Origin of the sequence: Nocardioides sp. NPDC058538 (genome assembly GCF_042719275.1) — a bacterium.
Classification (GTDB): Bacteria; Actinomycetota; Actinomycetes; order Propionibacteriales; family Nocardioidaceae; genus Nocardioides.
In genome coordinates this window covers 1-19,222 of record NZ_JBHXNY010000017.1, presented here as the reverse complement: position 1 = coordinate 19,222, position 19,222 = coordinate 1, and the positions used below count along the sequence as shown (strand labels likewise).

At 67.3% G+C, this 19,222-nt stretch carries 22 protein-coding genes; 15 read left to right on the top strand and 7 right to left on the bottom strand.

What is annotated here, in order from left to right; genetic code table 11:
• Positions 1–108 precede the first annotated feature (108 nt).
• From ACFWQC_RS16260 to rsrA, 6 genes are all read left to right on the top strand, one after another.
• Positions 109–1,017: a carbohydrate ABC transporter permease gene (locus ACFWQC_RS16260; protein ID WP_378679817.1), complete on the top strand. Its 909-nt coding sequence runs from the start codon at positions 109–111 to the stop codon at positions 1,015–1,017.
• On the top strand, positions 1,014–1,895 hold the full coding sequence (locus ACFWQC_RS16255; RefSeq protein ID WP_378679814.1) for a carbohydrate ABC transporter permease: 882 nt from the start codon (positions 1,014–1,016) through the stop codon (positions 1,893–1,895). Before ACFWQC_RS16260 ends, ACFWQC_RS16255 begins: the two co-directional genes overlap by 4 nt.
• Positions 1,896–1,927: 32 nt before the next feature.
• Entirely contained in the window at positions 1,928–3,256 is a 1,329-nt protein-coding gene (locus tag ACFWQC_RS16250) for an ABC transporter substrate-binding protein (RefSeq protein WP_378679811.1), read from the top strand.
• A gap of 39 nt (positions 3,257–3,295) precedes the next feature.
• Positions 3,296–4,804 carry an alpha-N-arabinofuranosidase gene (locus ACFWQC_RS16245; protein ID WP_378679808.1) on the top strand — a complete coding sequence of 503 codons (1,509 nt, stop codon included), beginning with the start codon at positions 3,296–3,298 and terminating at the stop codon, positions 4,802–4,804.
• A gap of 120 nt (positions 4,805–4,924) precedes the next feature.
• Positions 4,925–5,602: a sigma-70 family RNA polymerase sigma factor gene (locus ACFWQC_RS16240; RefSeq protein ID WP_378680042.1), complete on the top strand. Its 678-nt coding sequence runs from the start codon at positions 4,925–4,927 to the stop codon at positions 5,600–5,602.
• On the top strand, positions 5,599–5,862 hold the full coding sequence (gene rsrA / locus ACFWQC_RS16235; RefSeq protein WP_378679805.1) for a mycothiol system anti-sigma-R factor: 264 nt from the start codon (positions 5,599–5,601) through the stop codon (positions 5,860–5,862). Before ACFWQC_RS16240 ends, rsrA begins: the two co-directional genes overlap by 4 nt.
• A gap of 86 nt (positions 5,863–5,948) precedes the next feature.
• On the opposite strand, the gene ACFWQC_RS16230 is transcribed toward rsrA, so the two are convergent.
• Together ACFWQC_RS16230 and ACFWQC_RS16225 are read right to left on the bottom strand one after the other, a co-directional pair.
• Positions 5,949–6,023, bottom strand: coding sequence for a 50S ribosomal protein bL37 (locus ACFWQC_RS16230; protein ID WP_369797015.1), 75 nt, complete (start codon positions 6,021–6,023; stop codon positions 5,949–5,951).
• Between the two features lie 91 nt (positions 6,024–6,114).
• Entirely contained in the window at positions 6,115–6,954 is an 840-nt protein-coding gene (locus ACFWQC_RS16225; RefSeq protein WP_378679802.1) for a DUF2785 domain-containing protein, read from the bottom strand.
• An 84-nt stretch (positions 6,955–7,038) separates the two neighbouring features.
• Between ACFWQC_RS16225 and ACFWQC_RS16220 the strand changes: the two genes are divergently transcribed.
• The gene (locus tag ACFWQC_RS16220) at positions 7,039–8,529 is read left to right on the top strand and encodes a histidine kinase N-terminal domain-containing protein (protein ID WP_355019183.1); all 1,491 of its coding nucleotides are present in this window, start codon (positions 7,039–7,041) and stop codon (positions 8,527–8,529) included.
• 36 nt (positions 8,530–8,565) lie between these two features.
• Here the strand turns inward: ACFWQC_RS16220 and ACFWQC_RS16215 are convergent, their stop codons facing one another.
• A complete protein-coding gene (locus tag ACFWQC_RS16215) occupies positions 8,566–8,820 on the bottom strand; it encodes a WhiB family transcriptional regulator (RefSeq protein ID WP_008362075.1) in 255 nt (84 codons plus the stop codon).
• Positions 8,821–9,113: 293 nt separating this feature from the next.
• Here ACFWQC_RS16215 and ACFWQC_RS16210 point away from each other — a divergent pair, with 293 nt between their 5' ends.
• A complete protein-coding gene (locus ACFWQC_RS16210) occupies positions 9,114–9,488 on the top strand; it encodes a hypothetical protein (RefSeq protein ID WP_378679797.1) in 375 nt (124 codons plus the stop codon).
• A gap of 3 nt (positions 9,489–9,491) precedes the next feature.
• Here the strand turns inward: ACFWQC_RS16210 and ACFWQC_RS16205 are convergent, their stop codons facing one another.
• From ACFWQC_RS16205 to sodN, 3 genes are all read right to left on the bottom strand, one after another.
• Positions 9,492–10,241, bottom strand: a complete 750-nt coding sequence (locus ACFWQC_RS16205) for a SigB/SigF/SigG family RNA polymerase sigma factor (RefSeq protein WP_350844350.1) — start codon at positions 10,239–10,241, stop codon at positions 9,492–9,494.
• A gap of 49 nt (positions 10,242–10,290) precedes the next feature.
• Positions 10,291–10,671 carry an anti-sigma factor gene (locus ACFWQC_RS16200; RefSeq protein ID WP_378679794.1) on the bottom strand — a complete coding sequence of 127 codons (381 nt, stop codon included), beginning with the start codon at positions 10,669–10,671 and terminating at the stop codon, positions 10,291–10,293.
• Between the two features lie 201 nt (positions 10,672–10,872).
• The gene (sodN, locus tag ACFWQC_RS16195; RefSeq protein ID WP_350659643.1) at positions 10,873–11,274 is read right to left on the bottom strand and encodes a superoxide dismutase, Ni; all 402 of its coding nucleotides are present in this window, start codon (positions 11,272–11,274) and stop codon (positions 10,873–10,875) included.
• Between the two features lie 54 nt (positions 11,275–11,328).
• Here sodN and ACFWQC_RS16190 point away from each other — a divergent pair, with 54 nt between their 5' ends.
• The 4 genes from ACFWQC_RS16190 (at position 11,329) to ACFWQC_RS16175 (ending at position 15,904) form a co-directional block, all read left to right on the top strand.
• On the top strand, positions 11,329–11,679 hold the full coding sequence (locus ACFWQC_RS16190) for a S24 family peptidase (RefSeq protein WP_378679791.1): 351 nt from the start codon (positions 11,329–11,331) through the stop codon (positions 11,677–11,679).
• A gap of 189 nt (positions 11,680–11,868) precedes the next feature.
• Positions 11,869–13,062 (top strand): NADP-dependent malic enzyme, encoded by a 1,194-nt coding sequence (locus ACFWQC_RS16185; protein ID WP_378679788.1) that lies wholly within the window; start codon positions 11,869–11,871, stop codon positions 13,060–13,062.
• A 121-nt stretch (positions 13,063–13,183) separates the two neighbouring features.
• Positions 13,184–14,152 (top strand): zinc-binding dehydrogenase, encoded by a 969-nt coding sequence (locus tag ACFWQC_RS16180; RefSeq protein ID WP_378679784.1) that lies wholly within the window; start codon positions 13,184–13,186, stop codon positions 14,150–14,152.
• Between the two features lie 198 nt (positions 14,153–14,350).
• The gene (locus ACFWQC_RS16175; RefSeq protein WP_378679781.1) at positions 14,351–15,904 is read left to right on the top strand and encodes an MDR family MFS transporter; all 1,554 of its coding nucleotides are present in this window, start codon (positions 14,351–14,353) and stop codon (positions 15,902–15,904) included.
• Positions 15,905–15,911: 7 nt separating this feature from the next.
• Here ACFWQC_RS16175 and ACFWQC_RS16170 read toward each other — a convergent pair whose 3' ends face one another.
• On the bottom strand, positions 15,912–16,547 hold the full coding sequence (locus ACFWQC_RS16170; protein WP_378679778.1) for a TetR family transcriptional regulator: 636 nt from the start codon (positions 16,545–16,547) through the stop codon (positions 15,912–15,914).
• 146 nt (positions 16,548–16,693) lie between these two features.
• Between ACFWQC_RS16170 and ACFWQC_RS16165 the strand changes: the two genes are divergently transcribed.
• The 3 genes from ACFWQC_RS16165 to ACFWQC_RS16155 are packed head-to-tail and all read left to right on the top strand — an operon-like array spanning position 16,694 to position 19,167.
• A complete protein-coding gene (locus tag ACFWQC_RS16165) occupies positions 16,694–17,788 on the top strand; it encodes a flavin reductase family protein (protein ID WP_378679775.1) in 1,095 nt (364 codons plus the stop codon).
• Positions 17,789–17,812: 24 nt separating this feature from the next.
• Positions 17,813–18,937, top strand: a complete 1,125-nt coding sequence (locus ACFWQC_RS16160; RefSeq protein WP_378679773.1) for a fatty acid desaturase family protein — start codon at positions 17,813–17,815, stop codon at positions 18,935–18,937.
• A 26-nt stretch (positions 18,938–18,963) separates the two neighbouring features.
• A complete protein-coding gene (locus tag ACFWQC_RS16155) occupies positions 18,964–19,167 on the top strand; it encodes a hypothetical protein (RefSeq protein ID WP_357338703.1) in 204 nt (67 codons plus the stop codon).
• The last annotated feature ends 55 nt before the right edge of the window (positions 19,168–19,222 follow it).

Here is a 19,222-nt window from a genome sequence, read left to right as displayed (position 1 = left end):
GGATATGCGCTGATTACCACGTGGTAAACCCGCTGGTGAGAGGCGTGCATCGTCGTAAATCGGCGGTTCGCCCACCCGGTGGATACCTCAGCGAAGAGGAGCCTTCAGATGGTCGTTCTCCGGCGGCTGCTGTACTCGCAGAGGGCAGCGCCCTACCTCTTCATCGCGCCGTTCGTCATCACGCTGCTCGCCTTCTGGCTGCTCCCGCTCGCGCGGACGTTCCTCATGAGCACTCAAGAGGTGGTGTTCGGACAGGCCGCCTTCATCGGTCTGGACAACTACCAGCGGCTCTGGGAGGACCGGCTCTTCTGGAAGGCGATGTTCAACAGTGCCCGCTACATGGTGCTGACCATCGCGCTCCTGATCCCGATCCCCCTGGTGCTGGCCGCGCTCATCAACTCCAAGATCGGCAGTGAGCGCGTCAAGGCGGTCTTCAAGGCCTCGATGTTCGTGCCGGCGCTGACCTCTGTTGTCGTCGCCGGGATCATCTTCCGGCTGATGTTCGCCGAGACCGGCACCGGACTGATGAACCAGATCGTCGGGGTGTTCGGCCTCGACCCGGTTCGGTGGCTTCGCATCGACACCGGCGGGCTGATCGCCCTGCTGGCGCTGGCGATGTGGCGCTGGACCGGCGTCAACATCCTCTACTTCCTCGCCGGCATGCAGGCCATCCCGGAGGAGTACTACGAGGCCGCGACCATCGACGGGGCCAGCAAGCTGCAGCAGTTCTTTCACATCACCCTGCCCAACCTGAAGCCGACCATCGTCTACGTCACCACCATCAGCGTGTACGGCGGTCTGGCGATGTTCCTGGAGAGCTTCATGCTCTACCGCGGCAACGCCTCGCCCAACGACCAGGGGCTCACGGTGGTCGGCTACCTCTACCGGCGGGGGATCGAGCAGAACGATCCCGGCTTCGCCTCGGCGGTCGGTGTCGTGCTGCTCGTGGTCATCATGACCATCAACCTGACGTTCCTCACGCTCAGCGGAACCTTCAAGAAGGAGAGTGCGCGATGAGCGCCGAGCCGACTCCGCGTACGAAGGTCCAGCTGCCGTACTGGCTCCACGGCTCGGTCCAGACCGCGCTCCTGATGACGATCTTCCTGCTGGTGCTGACCCTTGTCGTGCTCGCTCCGCTGCTGATCATGTTCGTGGCGACGTTCCAGGACGGCAACGACGTCATCCGGCGGGGACTCTCCTTCGACATCGACCTCGGGTCGCTGTCGCTGGACAACTACGTGATGCTCTTCACCGACTCCGGGCCGTACTTCCGCTGGTTCGCCAACTCGATCCTGCTCACCGTCGTGCAGGTGGCCGGGACGCTGTTGGTCAGCTCGTTCGTGGCGTACGGCTTCGCGGTCTACGACTTCAAGGGCAAGACCGCGCTGTTCATCGCCGTGCTGCTGCTCATGGCCGTGCCGTTCGAGATCATGATGCTTCCGCTGTACGTGCTGGTGAACGACGTCGGCCTGGCCGACTCCTACTCGGTGATCGTGCTGCCGTTCCTGGCCGCTTCGGTGACGATCTTCTACTTCCGGCAGTACTTCCTCGGCATCCCGAAGGACCTGCTCGAGGCGGGCCGCATGGACGGCGCCACGGAGTTCGGCATCTTCTTCAAGATCGTGGTGCCGGTGGCGAAACCGGCATTCGCGGCGATGGCCATCCTCAACGGGATGATCATCTGGAACAACTTCCTCTGGCCGCTGCTGGTGCTGCGGTCGGAGTCGAAGTTCACCCTCCCGATCGGGCTCAACACCCTGCTCACCCCGCATGAGAACAACTACGAGCTTCTCATCATCGGATCTTTGTTCTCGCTCCTTCCCGTCCTGGTGCTGTTCCTGCTGTTCCAGCGGTTCTTCGTCGCTGGGATGACGGCCGGGGCGCTCAAGGGGTGACCCCTTGCACAACCTCACAGATGGAGAGAACCATGACGACAACGCGGAGAATCACCTCCCTCCTCGCCGCAGGACTCGCCGCGACGCTCGCACTGAGCGCCTGCGGCGGCTCCGAGGACGAAGGCGGACCTGACGCCGAGGGCCGCACCAGCATCGACATGTGGGTGTTCGCTGAGCTGCACGGCACCTACTACGAGGCGATGGCCGAGCAGTGGAACGAGAAGAACCCCGACAAGGAGATCAAGCTCGACGTCACGGTCTTCCCGTACGACGAGATGCACAACAAGCTCCAGCTGGCGGTCAACTCCGGCAAGGGGCTCCCGGACGTCGTGGACATCGAGGTGAACAAGTTCTCCAACTTCGTCTCCGAAGACGGGCGTACGCCGCTGGCAGAGCTGTCCGAGGCCGCCGAGCCGTACCAGGACGACATCGTGCAGGCCCGGATGGACCTGTACAACCGGGAAGGGAAGCAGCTCGGATATCCGACCCACGTGGGGGCCCAGGTGGCCTTCTACAACGTCCCGTTGATGGAGAAGGCCGGGGTCGACTACAAGACCATCGAGACCTGGGACGACTTCAAGGCGGCCGGCACGAAGTACAACAAGGCGACCGGCAAGGCGTTCGGCATCGCCAGCACCGACACCAACATCGTGCAGCCGCTGGTCATGGCGCAGGTCGGCGGCAACCTGTTCGACGAGGACGGCAACGTCACCGTGAACAGCCCGGAGGTCGTGGAGGCGATCGAGCTGCTGCAGGAGATGCAGAAAGCCGGCGCGATCTCGACCATCCCGGGCGGCAGCCCGGACATCGAGGAGGCCTACGGCCCCATCAACAACGGCGAGTACGCGGCCGTCGTCTACCCGGCCTGGTACACCTCCCGGTTCGTCGACTACATGCCCGACCTGGCCGGCGACATCGCGATCGCGCCGGCGCCGGTCATCGAGGGCGGTGAGGTCGCCACGATCGGTGGCGGCGGCACCGGCACCGCGGTGATCGACAGCTCCCCGGACAAGGAGTTCGCCATGGAGTGGCTCGCCTTCGCGAAGCTGTCGCCGGAGGCCAACGTCGCCGTCTGGGAGGAGCTCGGCTTCGACCCGGTGAACATGTCGGTGTGGGAGGACGAGGAGGTCACCCACAACCCGGAGAACAAGTACAACAAGTACTTCCGGACCAACCTCTTCGACGTGCTCAACCAGGTCAAGGGCGACATCGGCCACTTCGAGTCCTTCGCGGACCCGAACCTTCCCAAGGTCGACGAGGTGTTCACGACCAGCACGTACAACCAGATCTTCGGGGACGGTGTCCCGGCCAAGGAGGCGCTGGACCAGGCGCAGGCCGATCTGGAGAACGAGCTCGAGTAGCTGCAGGTGCCCGCTGCCCCGGACCAGAGAGAGGAACCCATGGAGAACGGCAAGCTGACGATCGATCCGGCGTTCACCGTCGCCCCCGTCAACAGGAGGATCTTCGGGTCGTTCGTAGAGCACATGGGGCGATGTGTCTACGGCGGCATCTTCGAGCCGGGGCATCCGACGGCGGACGGCGACGGCCTGCGAGGGGACGTACTGGATCTCGTACGCGAGCTCGGGGTGTCCGCTGTTCGCTACCCCGGGGGCAACTTCGTCTCCGGCTACAAGTGGGAGGACGGAGTGGGACCGCGCGACCAGCGGCCGACCCGCCTGGATCCTGCGTGGCGGACCATCGAGACCAACGCGTTCGGTCTCGACGAGTTCATGACCTGGGCCAGGAAGGCCGCTATCGAGCCCATCATGGCCGTCAACCTGGGGACTCGCGGCCTGCCGGAGGCACTCGAGCTGCTCGAGTACGCCAACCACCCCAGCGGAACCGAGCTGTCCGGGCGTCGTATCGCGCACGGCGCCATCGAGCCGTACGGCATCCGGATGTGGTGTCTCGGCAACGAGATGGACGGCCCCTGGCAGCTGGGCCACAAGACGGCCGAGGAGTACGGCCGCCTGGCCAAGGAGGTGGCCAGCGGTATGCGTCAGCACGACGCCGACCTCGAGCTGGTCGCCTGCGGCAGCTCGGGCCGGTCGATGCCGACCTTCGGCGCGTGGGAGGCGACGGTGCTCGAGCACACCTACGACGTCGTCGACTTCGTCTCGGCGCACGCCTACTACGAGCTCGAGGGTGACGACGTCGCCAGCTTCCTCGCCTCGTCGGTCGACATGGACCTCTTCATCCGGGAGGTCGTCGCGACCACCGACCACATCGGGGCGAAGCTCTCCTCGTCGAAGCGGATCAACATCTCCTTCGACGAGTGGAACGTCTGGTACCTGAAGAAGTTCCAGCAGGAGGGCATGCCGGAGGAATGGACCTCCGCCCCTCGGCTCAGCGAGGACGCCTACACGGTGCTCGACGCCGTCGTCGTCGGCTCTCTGCTCATCACGCTGCTCAAGCACAGCGACCGGGTGACCGCCGCCTGTCAGGCCCAGCTGGTCAACACCATCGGCTCGATCAGGTGCGAGCCCGGCGGGCCGGCGTGGCGGCAGTCGATCTTCCACCCGTTCTCGCTGACTGCCCGGTTCGCGCAGGGCGAGGTGCTCGAGCCGCGGGTGGTCGCGCCGACGATGGCGACGGCGAAGCACGGTGACGTCTCCGTCCTCGACGCCGTGGCGACCCACGACCCGGAGAACAGCCGGGTGGCGGTGTTCGTCGTCAACCGGCACCCGTCGGAGGCCATGGCGTTCTCCACCGATCTGCGCCACTTCGGCGGCGTGGAGCTGGTCGAGGCGTCGGTCCTGGGTGGCGAGGACCTGTTCGCGGTGAACAGCATGGAGGATCCCGACCGGGTGGTGCCGAAGGCGTACGACTCGGCGAAGGTCGTGGGGGGCGCGCTCGAGGCCGAGCTGCCACCGGCCTCGTGGAGCATGTTCGTCCTGCAGACGTCCTGACGCGGCGGTCGGCCGGGTCCTCGGACAGCAGGGAATGTTTGGCGGCCGTCGTGGCGTTCACGCAACATGACCATTCTGCTCGAACGCCCGGCGGCGAACATGTCGCCGATGAGCGCCCCGATGGTCGCGCGCGTACCCTGGGACGTGATGAGCGACAACATTGAGACGGATGAGGTCGTAGACCTGGCCACCGAGACCCCTGAGGAGCGCGCGCTGCGCTTCGAGCGGGACGCGCTGCCCTTCCTCGACCAGCTCTACTCTGCGGCGATGCGGATGACCCGCAACCCGTCCGATGCGGAGGATCTGGTGCAGGAGACGTTCGCCAAGGCCTACTCCTCCTTCCACCAGTTCAAGCCCGGCACCAACCTGAAGGCCTGGCTCTACCGCATCCTCACGAACACCTTCATCAACACCTACCGCAAGAAGCAGCGCCAGCCGCAGCAGTCGATGTCCGAGGACGTCGAGGACTGGCAGCTGGCGCGGGCCGAGTCGCACAGCTCGACCGGGCTGAAGTCCGCGGAGATGGAGGCGCTCGAGCACCTGCCCGACTCTCAGGTGAAGGACGCGCTGCAGCGCCTCCCGGAGGAGTTCCGGCTCGCTGTCTACCTCGCCGACGTCGAGGGATTCGCCTACAAGGAGATCGCCGAGATCATGGAAACCCCGATCGGCACCGTGATGTCGCGGCTTCACCGCGGCCGCCGCCAGCTGCGCGATCTTCTCTCGGACTACGTCCGAACAAGCGACTCTTCGACAAGCTCAGGACAGCGCCTGACCGGCGCTCGTGGAGGTGCGTCATGAGTGCCCACGAACATGACGCATCACCGACGGACTGCGCGGACTTCCTCGAGCAGATCGTCTTCCTGATCGACAACGAGCTCACCGCGGCCGATGCCGACCAGGTCAAGCTCCACCTGCAGAGCTGCAACCCCTGCCTGGAGACGTACGACCAGCAGCGCATCGTCAAGGCGGTCGTGGCACGCTCGTGCACCGAGATCGCCCCGGGCGAGCTGCGCGCGAAGATCATGGTTCAGATCCAGGAGCTCCGCACCAGGTCCTGAACCCGCCACAGACACGACGAGAGCCCCAGCCGATTGGCTGGGGCTCTTACGTCTTGACAGCTCTGACCCTAGAAGAGGGACAGCGGTCAGGCGTTGGGGCGCTTGCCGTGGTTCGCGCCCTTCTTGCGGCGCGCGCGGCGCTTGCGGCCAGTCTTGCCCATGATGATCTCCTCCATTGGGGTACGTAGACCCCGAGGGGCCTCGGCACAGTCTCTCAAACCCAAGTGCGGGAGGGCGAATCTCGACCGGCCGTCAGGACAGGTAGGTGGCGTTCGACTTCTTCAGAGCCGCGACGACGACCAGCAGCAGGTCGCCGCGGATCTGCGGGATGTCGTTGCTGAGCGCGAGCTGGATGTAGAGGGCCCGCAGGAAGGCCTCGGCGTTGCCGGTGAGCAGGAACGGGTCGCGGTCGGGCGTCTCCGGGGTGGCGGTGGCGACGGTGACGATCCGGTTGATCCACGGCTCCATGATGTTGAGCGGGACCAGGTTGCGGCGCAGCACGGACATCGTCGCCGCCGCCAGCCGGTCGGGCTCGCCGTGAGCGTAGATGGTGTCGCCTCGGGCGAGCACCCGGTCGGCGACCACGTCGAGGATCACCGTCAGCTCGGGCTTGCCGAGGTGCTCGGAGGCGGCCAGGGTGCCGAGCGCGTCGGCGCCGCGGGCGACCGCGTGCGCCCAGCCACGCTCGGGAACGAAGGCGCGCAGGTCACGCTCGCGCAGCAGCCAGGTGGCGATCCGGTCGCCCCACTCCAGCACCTTCTCCGCGCGCACCAGCGAGCGGGCGTTGTCGCGGGCGATGCACTGGGCCAGGGCCTCGACCGAGGAGGCCCGGCGGAAGACGCCGTTGTTGCCGGAGTCGCCGAGACCGACCACGAGCCCGGCCGCCATGCCGTCACCCAGGCCCCCCAGCAGGTCGTCGTAGACGCCGCGCTGGATCCACGTCGACAGGGCCGGCACGGCCAGCCCGCTGCGTACGTCAGGATCCGGGTCGCCGAGCATCCGGGTGAGCTCGATGGTGAGGTCACCCAGCGGCCGGTCGGTGGGTACGGCGAGGCCGGTTGAATGAACCTCCCGCCAGTACGCCTCCGACATGGGGAACATCCTGCCAAACCCGGCCACGCGCCGACCACCGACCCGCGCAATGCGCATACCTTGGTCTACATCTACGCTGTCCGCGTGCCCACCCTGAGTGAGCTCGCGCAGAGCCACACCGAACTCGACAGCGATGATGTCGAGTGGCTTCAGCTGCTCATGGCCGACTGGCAGATCCTGGCCGACCTGTCCTTCGCAGACCTGGTGCTGTGGCTGCCGGACAAGTCCGGGAACGGCTTCTGGGCGGCCGGCCAGATGCGTCCCACGACCGGCCCCACGGCCTACGTGGACGACATCGTCGGCATGTTCGTGCCGAAGGGGCGCCACGCCACCCTCGACGACGCCGTCGACGCCGGCAGGCTCGTCCGCGAGGGTGACCCGGAGTGGCGCGACGATCTCCCGGTGCGGGTCGAGACCATTCCCGTACGCCGGGCCGGCCGCATCATCGCGGTGCTGAGCCGCAACACCAACCTGCTCGGCGTACGCACGCCCTCGAAGCTCGAGCTGTCCTACCTGCAGACCGCCGCCGACCTGACCCAGATGGTCGCCAACGGCTACTTCCCCGCGGTGGGCCAGCGCAGCGACCACACCGACACCCCTCGGGTCGGGGACGGGTTCGTGCGGGTGGATGCCGACGGCGTCGTCGACTACGCCAGCCCCAACGCGCTCTCCGTCTTCCGCCGGCTGGGGCTCTCCGGCGACCTCGCCGGCCAGTCCCTGGCAGGGATGACCCGCGCCCTGGTGCCGCCGCGCAAGCGCCCCGACGAGGAGACGCTGAGCGCTGTCCTCGGCGGTCGGGCGCACCGCGACACCGAGATCGACACCGGGGTGATGGCGATCATCATGCGTTCGATCCCGCTGCGGCCGCGGGGTGAGGCGATCGGGGCGCTGGTGCTGCTGCGCGACGTCACCGACCTGCGTCGGCGTGATCGTGAGCTCGTCACCAAGGACGCGACGATCCGCGAGATCCACCATCGAGTGAAGAACAACCTACAAACCGTGGCCGCGCTGCTCCGGATGCAGTCGCGCCGGGTCGACTCCGGTGTCGCACAGGACGCGCTGAACGAGGCCGTACGGCGTGTCGGATCCATTGCACTGGTCCACGAGATCCTCTCGCAGCAGGCCGTCGAGGAGACCGTCGAGTTCGACGAGATCGCCGACCGGCTAGCCTCCATGGTCGGAGAGGTCAGCTCGGTCGGCGTCGCGGTGCGGGTGCGCCGGGAGGGATCGTTCGGGTCGCTGCCCTCGGAGGTGGCCACGCCGATGGCGATGGTCGTCACCGAGCTGCTGCAGAACGCAGTCGAGCACGGCTACCGCGGCAACGGTCCTGGCGATCCCGAGACCGGCAAGATCGTGATGTCCGTACGACAGCAACCCGCCGGGCATCTCCAGGTGACCATCGAGGATGACGGTCATGGACTACCCGACGGGTTCAGTCTCGACACATCGACAAACTTGGGGTTGTCGATCGTGAAGACTCTCGTCGAAGGCGAGCTCGGGGGCCGGCTCTCGTTGGGGCCCCGGCCTGACGGCCATGGGGCGAGAGCTGCGGTCGAGCTGCCGTTGGAGCTCTAGGTGGAACGCTAGGGGTTGATGGCCTCTAGGGCTTGGTCAGACGGCGGTGCGGACACGGGAGCGGGCGTTGCGGCGCTTCAGCGCACGACGCTCGTCCTCGCTCAGTCCACCCCACACGCCGTGGTCCTGACCGGCCTCAAGAGCCCACTGAAGACACTGCTCCCGGACGTCGCAACGCCGGCAGACCTGCTTGGCTTCCTCGATCTGGAGGATGGCCGGACCGGTGTTTCCGATGGGGAAGAACAGTTCCGGGTCTTCATCGAGACAAGCCGAACGGTGGCGCCAATCCATGGCTGGGTAGACCCTCTTTCTGACGTAGGATGGGCAAGGCCCTGGTGGTTCGAGACCCTGCGAGTCGGCACGTGGCGGGGATGTGTGAATGTCTTCACGTGCGTGCTGGTCTCTAGAGTTCCAAGAAATGGACGCCGAAACAACCCCTAACCAGTGTCTGGTTCGTCACCGGACCGTAACACTCAGTCTTCCTGGGGCTAGACAATTCGGTAACGCGGTGAGTTACCCGCAAATCACGTGGTGTATGCTACTGCGGATTTTCTCACGCTTGGCGAGGGTTCTAGGCTGCTGAGGTGACCGCGCCGCATCGCCCCTGGACCCTCCTGCTGACCGTGATCGCCGCAGGCGTCGAGACCGCGGCGATGCTGGTGTGGGGAGCGCTGGAGTTCGTACGCATCCCCGACGCCGCCTCGCTCACGACCGCGATCGCGGGCGGCGTGTTCTTCCTGCTCTGCGCCGCCGGCATCGGCTGGTGCGCCGCCATGTTCTGGCGACTGGAGTCGTGGGCGCGTGCACCGCTGGTGCTCGTCCAGCTGATCGTGCTCGGTCTGGCCTGGAACCTGCGCGACGACCTCGCGATCGCAGGTGGCCTGGCGCTGGTCGCGGTCGTCGCCCTCGTCGGCATCTTCGCGCCGGCGAGCATCGCCGCGCTCGAGGAGCGCGGCTAGGAACTAGTCCTCCTCCAGCGCCTTGCGGAGCTGGGCGAGCGAGCGGTTGAGCAGCCGGGAGACCTGCATCTGGGAGACCCCGAGCTCGGCGGCGATCTCGGTCTGGGTCTTGTTGCGGAAGAACTTCAGCATCAGCACCTGCTTCTCGTGGGCGGAGAGGCTGTCGAGCACCGGCTTGATCGACTCCCGCACCTCGACGTCGTCCAGGCGCAGGTCGTGGGCGGTCAGCGAGTCGAGCATCGGCGCGGTCTCGTCGCTCTCGGAGTCGAGGGACAGCGCTGCGTACGCGTTGCTGGACTCCAGACCCTCGACGACGGTCTCGAGGCTGACCCCGAGCCGGGTCGCGAGGTCGCGGGCCGTGGGGGAGCGGCCGAGCTCCTGGGAGAGCTCGGCGGTGGCGTCGCGGAGGTTCTGCTGCAGGTCCCGAAGGCGGCGCGGCACGCTGACGGCCCACCGGCTGTCGCGGAAGTAGCGCTTGATCTCGCCGAGGATCGTGGGCACGGCGTACGTCGAGAACTCCACGTCACGGGAGAGGTCGTAGCGGTCCACGGCGTTGAGGAGGCCCACGACGCCGACCTGGACGAGGTCCTCGTGCGGCTCGCCGCGGCCGTAGAACTGGGAGGCGCAGTACTCGACCAACGCCATGTTGAGGTGGACCAGCTCGTCGCGAGCGGCGGTCCGTTCCGCGTCGGGCAGGTCCGGCCCGGCGAGGGCCCTGAAGAGCTCACGGGAGCGTGCGCGGGCGTCATCCACCTCGCTGGTGCTCCTGGACCTCGACGACCGAATCGTCTCCGGCGCCATGTCAGCGCGCGGCTCCAAGCGGGGTCGCTCCCGCGACCAGGGAGATCCTGAGCTGATCACCGTCGGGGGTGGCGGTGACCTCCCTGGCCAGCGTGGTGAGCACCTGCCAGGCGAAGCTCTCCTCGTCGATCTCCGCCTCGGCGTCGCAGGTCGTGGTCACGGTGACTCCGATCGTGTCCTCGCCCAGGTCGAAGACGACGTCCAGGTCAGCGGTCTCCGTGGCGCACTCCAGGCAGATCGCCGCCGCCTCGCTGACCGCCATCCGCAGGTCCTCGATGTCCTCGAGCGTGAAGTCGAGGCGCGCGGCGAGCGCGGCGGTGGTCGTACGCAGCACGGAGACGTAAGCGCCTTCTGCGGGAAGGCGCAGCTCGACCTGGGGCATCTGGGTTTGTCAGTCCTTCTGTGGGAGTCCCGACGATTATGCAACGAGACCGGTCTCGTTGTGCCGTTAACGCACCACAGCCGCTCCGGGAACGGAGCGGCTGTGGCGTACGAGCTGAATCGAGAGAGGCTCAGGCCTTCTTGTCTTCAGATCCCGGCTGACGCCGTGAGATCTGGCTTCTCGCAAGTCGGCCTGCGTTCCTCAGGCCTTCTTGGTCGCCCAGAAGATCTCGGCGATCTCGTCGATCTTGGCGAGGAGCTTGTCGGCGACCTCGAGGTCGAGGGTGCCCTTGGTGCCGGAGGCGCCGGCCAGCTTGGTGGCCTCGTTGACGAGGGTGTGGAGCTGGGGGTAGGCCTCGAAGTGCGGGGGCTTGAAGTAGTCGGTCCACAGCACCCAGAGGTGGTGCTTGACCAGCTCGGAGCGCTGCTCCTTGATGAGCACCGCGCGGGTGCGGAAGTCGGGGTCGTCGCTGTCCAGGGCCTTGGCGATGACGGCCTTGACGGACTCGGCCTCGATGCGGGCCTGGGCGGGGTCGTAGACGCCGCAGGGCAGGTCGCAGTGGGCCGAGACCTCGATGGTGGGAGCGAAAAGTCGCGCGAACATGCGGGTCCTCTCAAAGAGTGTTCATGTGTCCTACGGATTGCGACACTACTCCGCATGGAAGACATCGCGGCCAGGGCACCCCGACACAGCTGGGGGATGGCGAAGGTCGTAGGGGTCTCGATGGAGCCGACGCTGCGGGCGGGAGACAGGTTGTGGGTCTCCTACGGACGTACGCCGGAGCCTGGGTGCGTGGTCGTCGCTCGGCTCGCCGACGGGGCGGTCGTGGTGAAGCGGGCGGTGGAGCGGCGTACGACCGTCTCCGAGCGCGCCGGGTGGTGGTTGCTCTCGGACAACCCGGCTGCTCCGGGGGTGATCGACTCCCGTCACCGGGGGCCTGTCGCGGACGCCGACGTGATCGGCGTCGTCGTGGCCCGACTCTGGCCACGCCCACGCATCCTGGGGTGAATCTCTGGACGAGGGCTTCAGATGAGGGCTTCGTCACCTTGTAGGAAACATCAACGGCTTCCTCCGGTAGCCTGTGGGAAACTGCCATCCGGGCATCACATCCCTGTAGATGGCGCCTTGCGCGGCTCCACCCCTCGGCTCGCGTTCGACCGCCCGACGTCCGAGTCCGTAGTTTTCTGGAGGCCCCCAATGACCGAGTCCACCCTGTCCACCGAGACCACCGCCTATGACGGCGACCCGGTGTTCGAGCTTCACCGAGGCGGCAAGATGGCGATCTCGGCGACCGCATCGGTCTCCGACAAGGCGTCGCTGTCGATGGCCTACACCCCCGGTGTCGCCCGGGTCTGCACCGCGATCGCCGAGAACCCGGAGCTGGCCCAGACCTACACCTGGGTGCCCAACACCGTCGCGGTCGTGACCGACGGCACCGCTGTGCTCGGTCTCGGTGACATCGGCCCGGCCGCCGCGATGCCGGTGATGGAGGGCAAGGCTGTCCTGTTCAAGGAGTTCGGCGGCGTCGACTCCATCCCGATCTGTCTGGACACCACCGACGTGGACGAGATCGTCGAGACCGTCATCCGGATGGCGCCGAGCTTCGGCGGGATCAACCTCGAGGACATCTCCGCGCCGCGCTGCTTCGAGATCGAGGACCGCCTCAAGGAGGCGCTCGACATCCCCGTCTTCCACGACGACCAGCACGGCACCGCCGTGGTCACGCTGGCCGCACTGATGAACGCGCTGAAGCTGACCGGCCGCAACCCGGAGTCGACCCGCGTGGTCATCTCGGGGGCCGGCGCCGCCGGCGTCGCGGTCGCCAAGATCCTGCTCGAGTTCGGGATCAAGGACCTCGCCCTGCTCGACCGCAAGGGCGTCATCTCCTCCACCCGCTCGGACCTGACCGAGTCGAAGAAGGCGATCGCCGAGGTGACCGCTGACGTCACCGGCCGCTCGGGCTCGCTGGCCGACGCTCTGGCCGGCGCCGACGTCTACGTCGGCGTCTCCGGCGGCACCGTCCCCGAGGAGCTCGTCGCGACCATGGCCCCGCAGGCCATCGTCTTCGCGATGGCCAACCCGAACCCCGAGATCCACCCCGACGTGGCGCACAAGTACGCCAGCATCGTCGCCACCGGGCGCTCGGACTTCCCCAACCAGATCAACAACGTCCTCGCCTTCCCCGGCATCTTCCGGGGTGCGATCGACGTGCACGCCTCCTCGATCACCGAGGGGATGAAGCTCGCCGCCGCGCAGGCGCTGGCCGCCCTGGTCACTGACGAGATGTCCGCGGACAAGATCATCCCCGAGCCGTTCGACCCCCGCGTCGGCCCCGCCGTCTCCGCCGCGGTCGCCGAGGCCGCTCGGATCGACGGGGTCGCTCGCGCCTGAGCGTTCCTTCAGGAAGGGATGCAGGCGAAGGCACACATCCCCGGCGGAGCTCAGCTGGGGATGTGTCCCGCGATCTGCACACCTTGATCGAGGAACCGTCCAGGTCGGTAGTGTCGGGTGCATGTTCGCTGCGTACGCCGAGAAGTTCTCATCCGACGATCCGATCTCCGGCCTCGTGCTGGGGGAGCGGCCCGACCCTGTCGCTCCGGACGGGTGGACGACGGTCACCGTCAAGGCGGCCTCGCTCAATCACCACGACCTGTGGTCGCTGCAGGGGGTCGGGCTGAAGGCCGAGGCGCTGCCGATGATCCTGGGCTGCGACGCGGCCGGCTTCGACGAGGACGGCAACGAGGTCGTGGTGCACTCGGTGATCTCCTCGCCCGACTGGACCGGCGACGAGACCCTCGACCCGAAGCGGTCGCTGCTCTCCGAGCGACACCAGGGCACCTTCGCCGAGAAGGTGATCGTGCCGCGGCGCAACGTTGTGCCGAAGCCCGCCGGGATGTCGTTCGAGGAGGCCGCCTGCCTGCCGACCGCATGGCTGACGGCCTACCGGATGCTGTTCACCCAGGGCGGGCTCAAGGCCGGCGACTCGGTGCTGGTGCAGGGCGCCGGCGGGGGAGTGGCGACCGCGGCGATCACGCTCGCGCGGGCGGCCGGTCTGAAGGTCTACGCGACCTCGCGTGACGAGGCGAAGCAGAAGCGTGCCCTCGAGCTCGGTGCCCACGAGGCTCTGCCGTCGGGGGAGAGGCTGCCGGTGAAGGTCGACGCGGTGATCGAGACCGTCGGGCGCGCGACCTGGAAGCACTCGGTGCGCTCGCTGCGTCCGGGCGGGGCGATCATCATCAGCGGCACCACGTCGGGGGCGAACCTCGACGACGCGATGCTGACCAACATCTTCTTCCTGCAGCTGAAGGTGATCGGCTCGACGATGGGCACCCGCAACGAGCTGGCCAGCCTGGTCTCGCTGCTCGAGGCCACCGGCGCCCGCCCGCTGATCGACCGCACCATGCCGCTGACCGAGGCCAAGGCCGGCTTCGAGGCGATGCACGCCGGTGATCTCTTCGGGAAGGTCGCCTTCACTCTTTGACACAGCACCCTGTGACGCCGACCGTGTGACGTACGGAATATCGTTCGACTCTCCCCGGTTCAACAAGGGACCATTGAGTGTCACTGCCGGGGGCTCGAAAAGTTTCTCGTGACGTGATGTCGAAATCGGCCCCGCCCGTTCGATCTATGTATAGAGCGGGCGGCAACGGGCCCCTGCGTACGACCCGAGGAACTCGTCATGACTGCTGCCGTCACAACATCGCACCGTCCCGTGGACGGTGAGAAGCGGCGTACGCCTGCCGTCATCACTCTGCTCGTGCTGGCCACCTTCGTGGTGATCCTCAACGAGACGATCATGCTCAACGCGATCCCGAACCTGATGAACAGCTTCGGGGTCACCGAGCATGCCGCCCAGTGGGTCTCGACCGCGTTCATGCTGACCATGGCGTCGGTGATCCCGGTGACCGGCTGGTTCCTGCAGAGGGTGACGACCAGGACGGCGTACGCGACGGCCATGGCCGTCTTCATCGCCGGCACCCTGATCTCGGCGATCGCGCCGGTCTTCGGGATCCTGCTCGCCGGCCGGGTCATCCAGGCCGCCGGCACCGCGGTGATGATGCCGCTGCTGATGACCACGCTGATGACGGTGGTCGACGAGCACGACCGGGGCCGGGTGATGGGCAACGTCACCATGGCGATCTCGGTCGCGCCGGCGCTCGGGCCGACCGTGTCCGGGCTGATCCTGGGCTTCGGTTCGTGGCGACTGCTCTTCCTGCTGGTCCTGCCGATCGCAATCGGCGTCGCCTGGTCCGGTCTGCGCCGGCTGGAGAATGTGGGTGAGACCTCCGAGTCGACCGTGGACTGGGCGTCCGTGGTGATCGCCGCACTCGGGTTCGGATCTCTGGTCTACGGGCTGAGCCGCTTCGCCGAGGGTGAGGTCGGGCGTCCGGTGGTGATCGCCGCCTTCGGCGCGGTGCTGATCGTCGGGTTCGTGTTCCGTCAGCTCCACCTGCAGCGGGTCGGCACGCCGTTGCTGGACCTGCGCGCGTTCCTGCACTCCACCTTCACCAAGGCGCTGGTGCTGATGGCGATCGCGTTCCTGGCGATGATGGGCTCGATGATCCTGCTGCCGCTCTACCTGCAGACCGTGCGCGGCCTGTCCCCGCTGATGACCGGTCTGCTGGTCATGCCCGGTGGCTTGGCCATGGGTCTGCTCGGGCCGACCGTGGGGCGGATCTTCGACACCTACGGTGGCCGGGTGCTCGTCATCCCGGGCTCCGTCGGCATCGTGGTCGCTCTCGCCGGACTCTCCCAGATCTCGCTGACCACGCCTTATCTGCTCGTGCTGGTGCTCCACCTGGTCCTGATGGTCAGCCTGGCCGCTGCCTTCACCCCGGTCTTCACGCTGGGTCTCGGGTCGCTGCCATCGCACCTCTACTCCCACGGCTCCTCGATCCTGGGCACGCTCCAGCAGGTCGCGGCCGCGTTCGGCACCGCCCTGGCGGTCACCGTGATGTCCGTACGCAGCGACCAGGTCATCGACGAGGTCGGTGCCGTCGCGGCCCAGGTGAGCGGCCTGCAGGCCGCGTTCATGGTCAGCGCCGCGCTTGCTCTGATCGTGGTCGTGATGGCCGTCCTGCTGCCCGCTCGGGCCGAGGGGTACGGCGAGTCCGACGAGGAGTCTGCTGAGGACTCTGCTGAGGACTCTGCTGGGGAGCCGGGTGCCGATATCGATGCCGAGCTCGCCGAGCTGTGCGAGCACGGGCGCAAGCCTGCGGTGTGCGGCTGCTGAGTCGGTCCTACGACTCCGAGCGCCACTGATAGACGCCGATCAGCAGCATCCTCAGCTGGGCGCGCACGGTGGCGACGATCTGCTCCTCCTGCTCGGGGCGGGCGGTGGAGAGGATCTGCTCGGCGGTCGCGACCAGGACGGTCACGAACAGCGACGAGAGCACGTGCAGGTCCTTGGCCGTCCAGGTGTCGGTGCCGGTCATCAGCGCCAGGTCGGTGGCGAGCTCGCGCTCGCAGAGCTCGATCTCGCGCCGGATGGCCTCGCGTACCGAACGCGGGCCCGCGACGCGCTCACGGGCGATGAACCCGAAGTGGTCGCGGCGCCGGTGGACGTGGTCGACGAGGGCGTCGATCGAGCCGTCGACGACATCCTGGTCGGCCCGGGCGTTGCGGCGTACGTCTCGGAAGAGGTCGCGCAGCGAGTCGAAGGACTCCTCGACCAGCGCCAGCCCGAGCGACTCGATGGAGTCGAAGTGGCGGTAGAACGCGGTCGGCACGATGCCGACCTGCTTGGCGACCTGGCGTAGCGATAGAGCCGTCAGCGAGCTGTCGGTGCACAGCTCCAGCGTCGCGTCCAGGATCGCTCGCCGGGTCCGGAGCTTGCGCTCCGCACGGCTCTCCGGCTCCGCACCCGTATCGATCACCAGACCATCCTAGGGGCAGCGGCCGGTGGGCCGTCAGGTGCACACCTGTACACCGTGATCTGGACCACGTCCGTAGCGTCTTGACGCGTGCCGCGAAGACCCGCCATGGTTGTCGGTGTACAGATGTTCACTGAAAGGCGAAACACATGGCACTCGACCTCGGCGGCCGGATCCTCCGCTCCCGCACGGTTGCGGCGCTCGCCTCACCGCACGGCATCGACCGCTACCTGACCCAGATCAACCCGATGCTGGCCGCGCACGAGGTGCGCGCCCGCATCACCGACATCCACCCGGAGGTGAGCGCGCCTGGCGCGCCCCGGGTGGCGACCGTGACGCTCCAGCCCACCTCCACCTGGCGCGGCCACCGTGCCGGCCAGCACGTCAGTGTCGGCATCGACACGGGGGAGGGGCGACGCACCACCCGCGTCTTCACCGTCTCCAACACCGAGGGGAAGCCGGGTGAGCCGCTCACCATCACGGTGCGTGCCCACGACGACGAGCACGCGACCCCCTACAGCATCTCCAAGTACCTGACCGAGCGGGCCACCGTCGGCACCCTGGTCCACCTGTCCCAGGCCGAGGGCGACTTCGTCCTTCCCGACCGCGTGCCCGAGCACATCCTGCTCATCTCCGGGGGCTCCGGCATCACCCCGGTGATGTCGATGCTGCGCTCCCTGCAGCGGCGTACGCACCGGGGCAAGGTCACCTTCCTGCACTGGGCGCCCAGCGCCGACCGCCAGATCTTCGCCGACGAGCTCGAGGAGATCCGTCACCAGGGCCACGGCGTCGACCTGCACATCCTCCACACCGACGACGGGGCGCCCTACCTCTCCCCGGCGCTGCTGGAGAAGCTCGTCCCGGGCTACCGCGAGGTGCCGGCCTGGGCCTGCGGGCCGGCGTCGCTCATCGAGGCGGCTCAGGCGGCGTACGACGGGACCGAGTCGCTCCGCGTGGAGTACTTCAAACCGCCCAAGAACGCCGGCGTGGCCGGCGGCGAGATGGAGTTCGCGCGCACCGGCAAGACCGTCGCCAACGACGGCGCCACGATCCTCGACCAGGCCGAGGCCGCGGGGCTGACCCCCGAGTCCGGCTGCCGGATGGGGATCTGCTTCTCCTGCACGACCAACAAGAGCTCCGGACGGGTCCGCAACGTACTGACCGGCGAGACCTCCGAGCTCCCCGACGAACAGATCCGGATCTGCGTGAGCACGCCCGAGGGCGACTGCTCCGTGGACCTCTGACGATTCCCTCAAGGAGACACCCCCATGACCACTGTTGAGAAGACCGGTAACCGCCGGCTGAGCCCCGCGGAGCTGGAGGCGTTCGGCGCCGAGATGGAAGCCATCCGCCAGCGGATCGTCGCCGACCTGGGCGAGAAGGACTCGGCGTACATCTACGACATCGTCAAGAAGCAGCGCGCCTTCGAGCTCGCCGGCCGCGCGCTCTTCTACCTGCCCGTGATCGGCTGGGTCCCGGCCGTCGCCTGTCTGTCGATCTCCAAGATCCTCGACAACATGGAGATCGGGCACAACGTCATGCACGGCCAGTACGACTGGATGGGCGACCCCGACCTCAACTCGCGCATGTTCGACTGGGACACGATGGCGCCGGCCGACAACTGGAAGTACGGCCACAACTACATGCACCACACGTTCACGAACATCCTGGGCAAGGACCGCGACGTGGGCTACGGCATCCTCCGGATGGACGAGGACCAGAAGTGGCACCCGTACTATCTCGGCAACCCGCTCTACGCGTTCCTGCTGATGACGTTCTTCGAGTGGGGCGTGGCGCTGCACGACCTCGAGGTCGACGAGCTCGTCGCCGGTCGCCGGACCTGGGCCGAGAACAAGGAGGTCGGCGCCCGGATCTGGCGCAAGGTGAAGAAGCAGACGCTCAAGGACTACGTCCTCTTCCCGCTGCTCACCGGTCCCTTGGCGCCGCTCACCTTCGCGGGGAACTTCACCGCCAACATCATCCGCAACGTGTGGACGTTCAACATCATCTTCTGTGGCCACTTCCCGGCGGGCGTCGCCTCCTTCTCGCAGGAGGAGTGCGAGGACGAGACTCAGGGTCACTGGTACTACCGCCAGCTCCTCGGCTCCGCGAACATCACCGGCGGCCGCACCTTCCACATCATGTCGGGGAACCTGTCCCACCAGATCGAGCACCACCTCTTCCCCGACCTCCCCGCGCGCCGCTACCCGGAGATCGCCGAAGAGGTCCGTGAGATCTGCGAGCGCTACGGCCTCTCCTACAACACCGGCCCGCTGCACCAGCAGCTGTGGGGCGTCTTCAAGAAGATCTGCAAGTACGCCCTCCCCGACCGCAAGAAGCCGGCTTCCGCGGGTGTGGAGAGCGCCCCTGCCCTGGAGGGGGTCGCGGCATGACGCCTGACCAGCCACAATGGGTTGTCATGGAGCCCGAGCTGAGCAAGAACGAGATCCGCAAGGATGTCGCCCAGAGCGCTGTCGAGGTCACCGCGACCACCGTCGGCCAGGTCGCGGTCATCATCACCGGCGCCGTACGTGACGTTGCCGGTGCCATCGGCGGCATGGCCACCGAGCTCTTCGAGCTCCGCGCGGCAGCCAAGCGAGCCGAGAAAGACCTCGCCGAATAGTCACCCCCGTCGGCCGAGACGTCACGTAGGTCGGTCGAGTTGGCATCTGACTGCC

What these genes read in the sequence shown, in the direction of transcription:
- ACFWQC_RS16260 (WP_378679817.1), top strand. Translation starts at nt 109, where the DNA reads ATGGTCGTTCTCCGGCGGCTGCTGTACTCGCAGAGGGCAGCGCCCTAC.
- ACFWQC_RS16255 (WP_378679814.1), top strand. Translation starts at nt 1,014, where the DNA reads ATGAGCGCCGAGCCGACTCCGCGTACGAAGGTCCAGCTGCCGTACTGG.
- ACFWQC_RS16250 (WP_378679811.1), top strand. Translation starts at nt 1,928, where the DNA reads ATGACGACAACGCGGAGAATCACCTCCCTCCTCGCCGCAGGACTCGCC.
- ACFWQC_RS16245 (WP_378679808.1), top strand. Translation starts at nt 3,296, where the DNA reads ATGGAGAACGGCAAGCTGACGATCGATCCGGCGTTCACCGTCGCCCCC.
- ACFWQC_RS16240 (WP_378680042.1), top strand. Translation starts at nt 4,925, where the DNA reads ATGGTCGCGCGCGTACCCTGGGACGTGATGAGCGACAACATTGAGACG.
- rsrA (WP_378679805.1), top strand. Translation starts at nt 5,599, where the DNA reads ATGAGTGCCCACGAACATGACGCATCACCGACGGACTGCGCGGACTTC.
- ACFWQC_RS16225 (WP_378679802.1), bottom strand. Translation starts at nt 6,954, where the DNA reads ATGTCGGAGGCGTACTGGCGGGAGGTTCATTCAACCGGCCTCGCCGTA.
- ACFWQC_RS16215 (WP_008362075.1), bottom strand. Translation starts at nt 8,820, where the DNA reads ATGGATTGGCGCCACCGTTCGGCTTGTCTCGATGAAGACCCGGAACTG.
- ACFWQC_RS16200 (WP_378679794.1), bottom strand. Translation starts at nt 10,671, where the DNA reads ATGCCCCAGGTCGAGCTGCGCCTTCCCGCAGAAGGCGCTTACGTCTCC.
- sodN (WP_350659643.1), bottom strand. Translation starts at nt 11,274, where the DNA reads ATGTTCGCGCGACTTTTCGCTCCCACCATCGAGGTCTCGGCCCACTGC.
- ACFWQC_RS16190 (WP_378679791.1), top strand. Translation starts at nt 11,329, where the DNA reads ATGGAAGACATCGCGGCCAGGGCACCCCGACACAGCTGGGGGATGGCG.
- ACFWQC_RS16185 (WP_378679788.1), top strand. Translation starts at nt 11,869, where the DNA reads ATGACCGAGTCCACCCTGTCCACCGAGACCACCGCCTATGACGGCGAC.
- ACFWQC_RS16180 (WP_378679784.1), top strand. Translation starts at nt 13,184, where the DNA reads ATGTTCGCTGCGTACGCCGAGAAGTTCTCATCCGACGATCCGATCTCC.
- ACFWQC_RS16175 (WP_378679781.1), top strand. Translation starts at nt 14,351, where the DNA reads ATGACTGCTGCCGTCACAACATCGCACCGTCCCGTGGACGGTGAGAAG.
- ACFWQC_RS16165 (WP_378679775.1), top strand. Translation starts at nt 16,694, where the DNA reads ATGGCACTCGACCTCGGCGGCCGGATCCTCCGCTCCCGCACGGTTGCG.
- ACFWQC_RS16160 (WP_378679773.1), top strand. Translation starts at nt 17,813, where the DNA reads ATGACCACTGTTGAGAAGACCGGTAACCGCCGGCTGAGCCCCGCGGAG.
- ACFWQC_RS16155 (WP_357338703.1), top strand. Translation starts at nt 18,964, where the DNA reads ATGGAGCCCGAGCTGAGCAAGAACGAGATCCGCAAGGATGTCGCCCAG.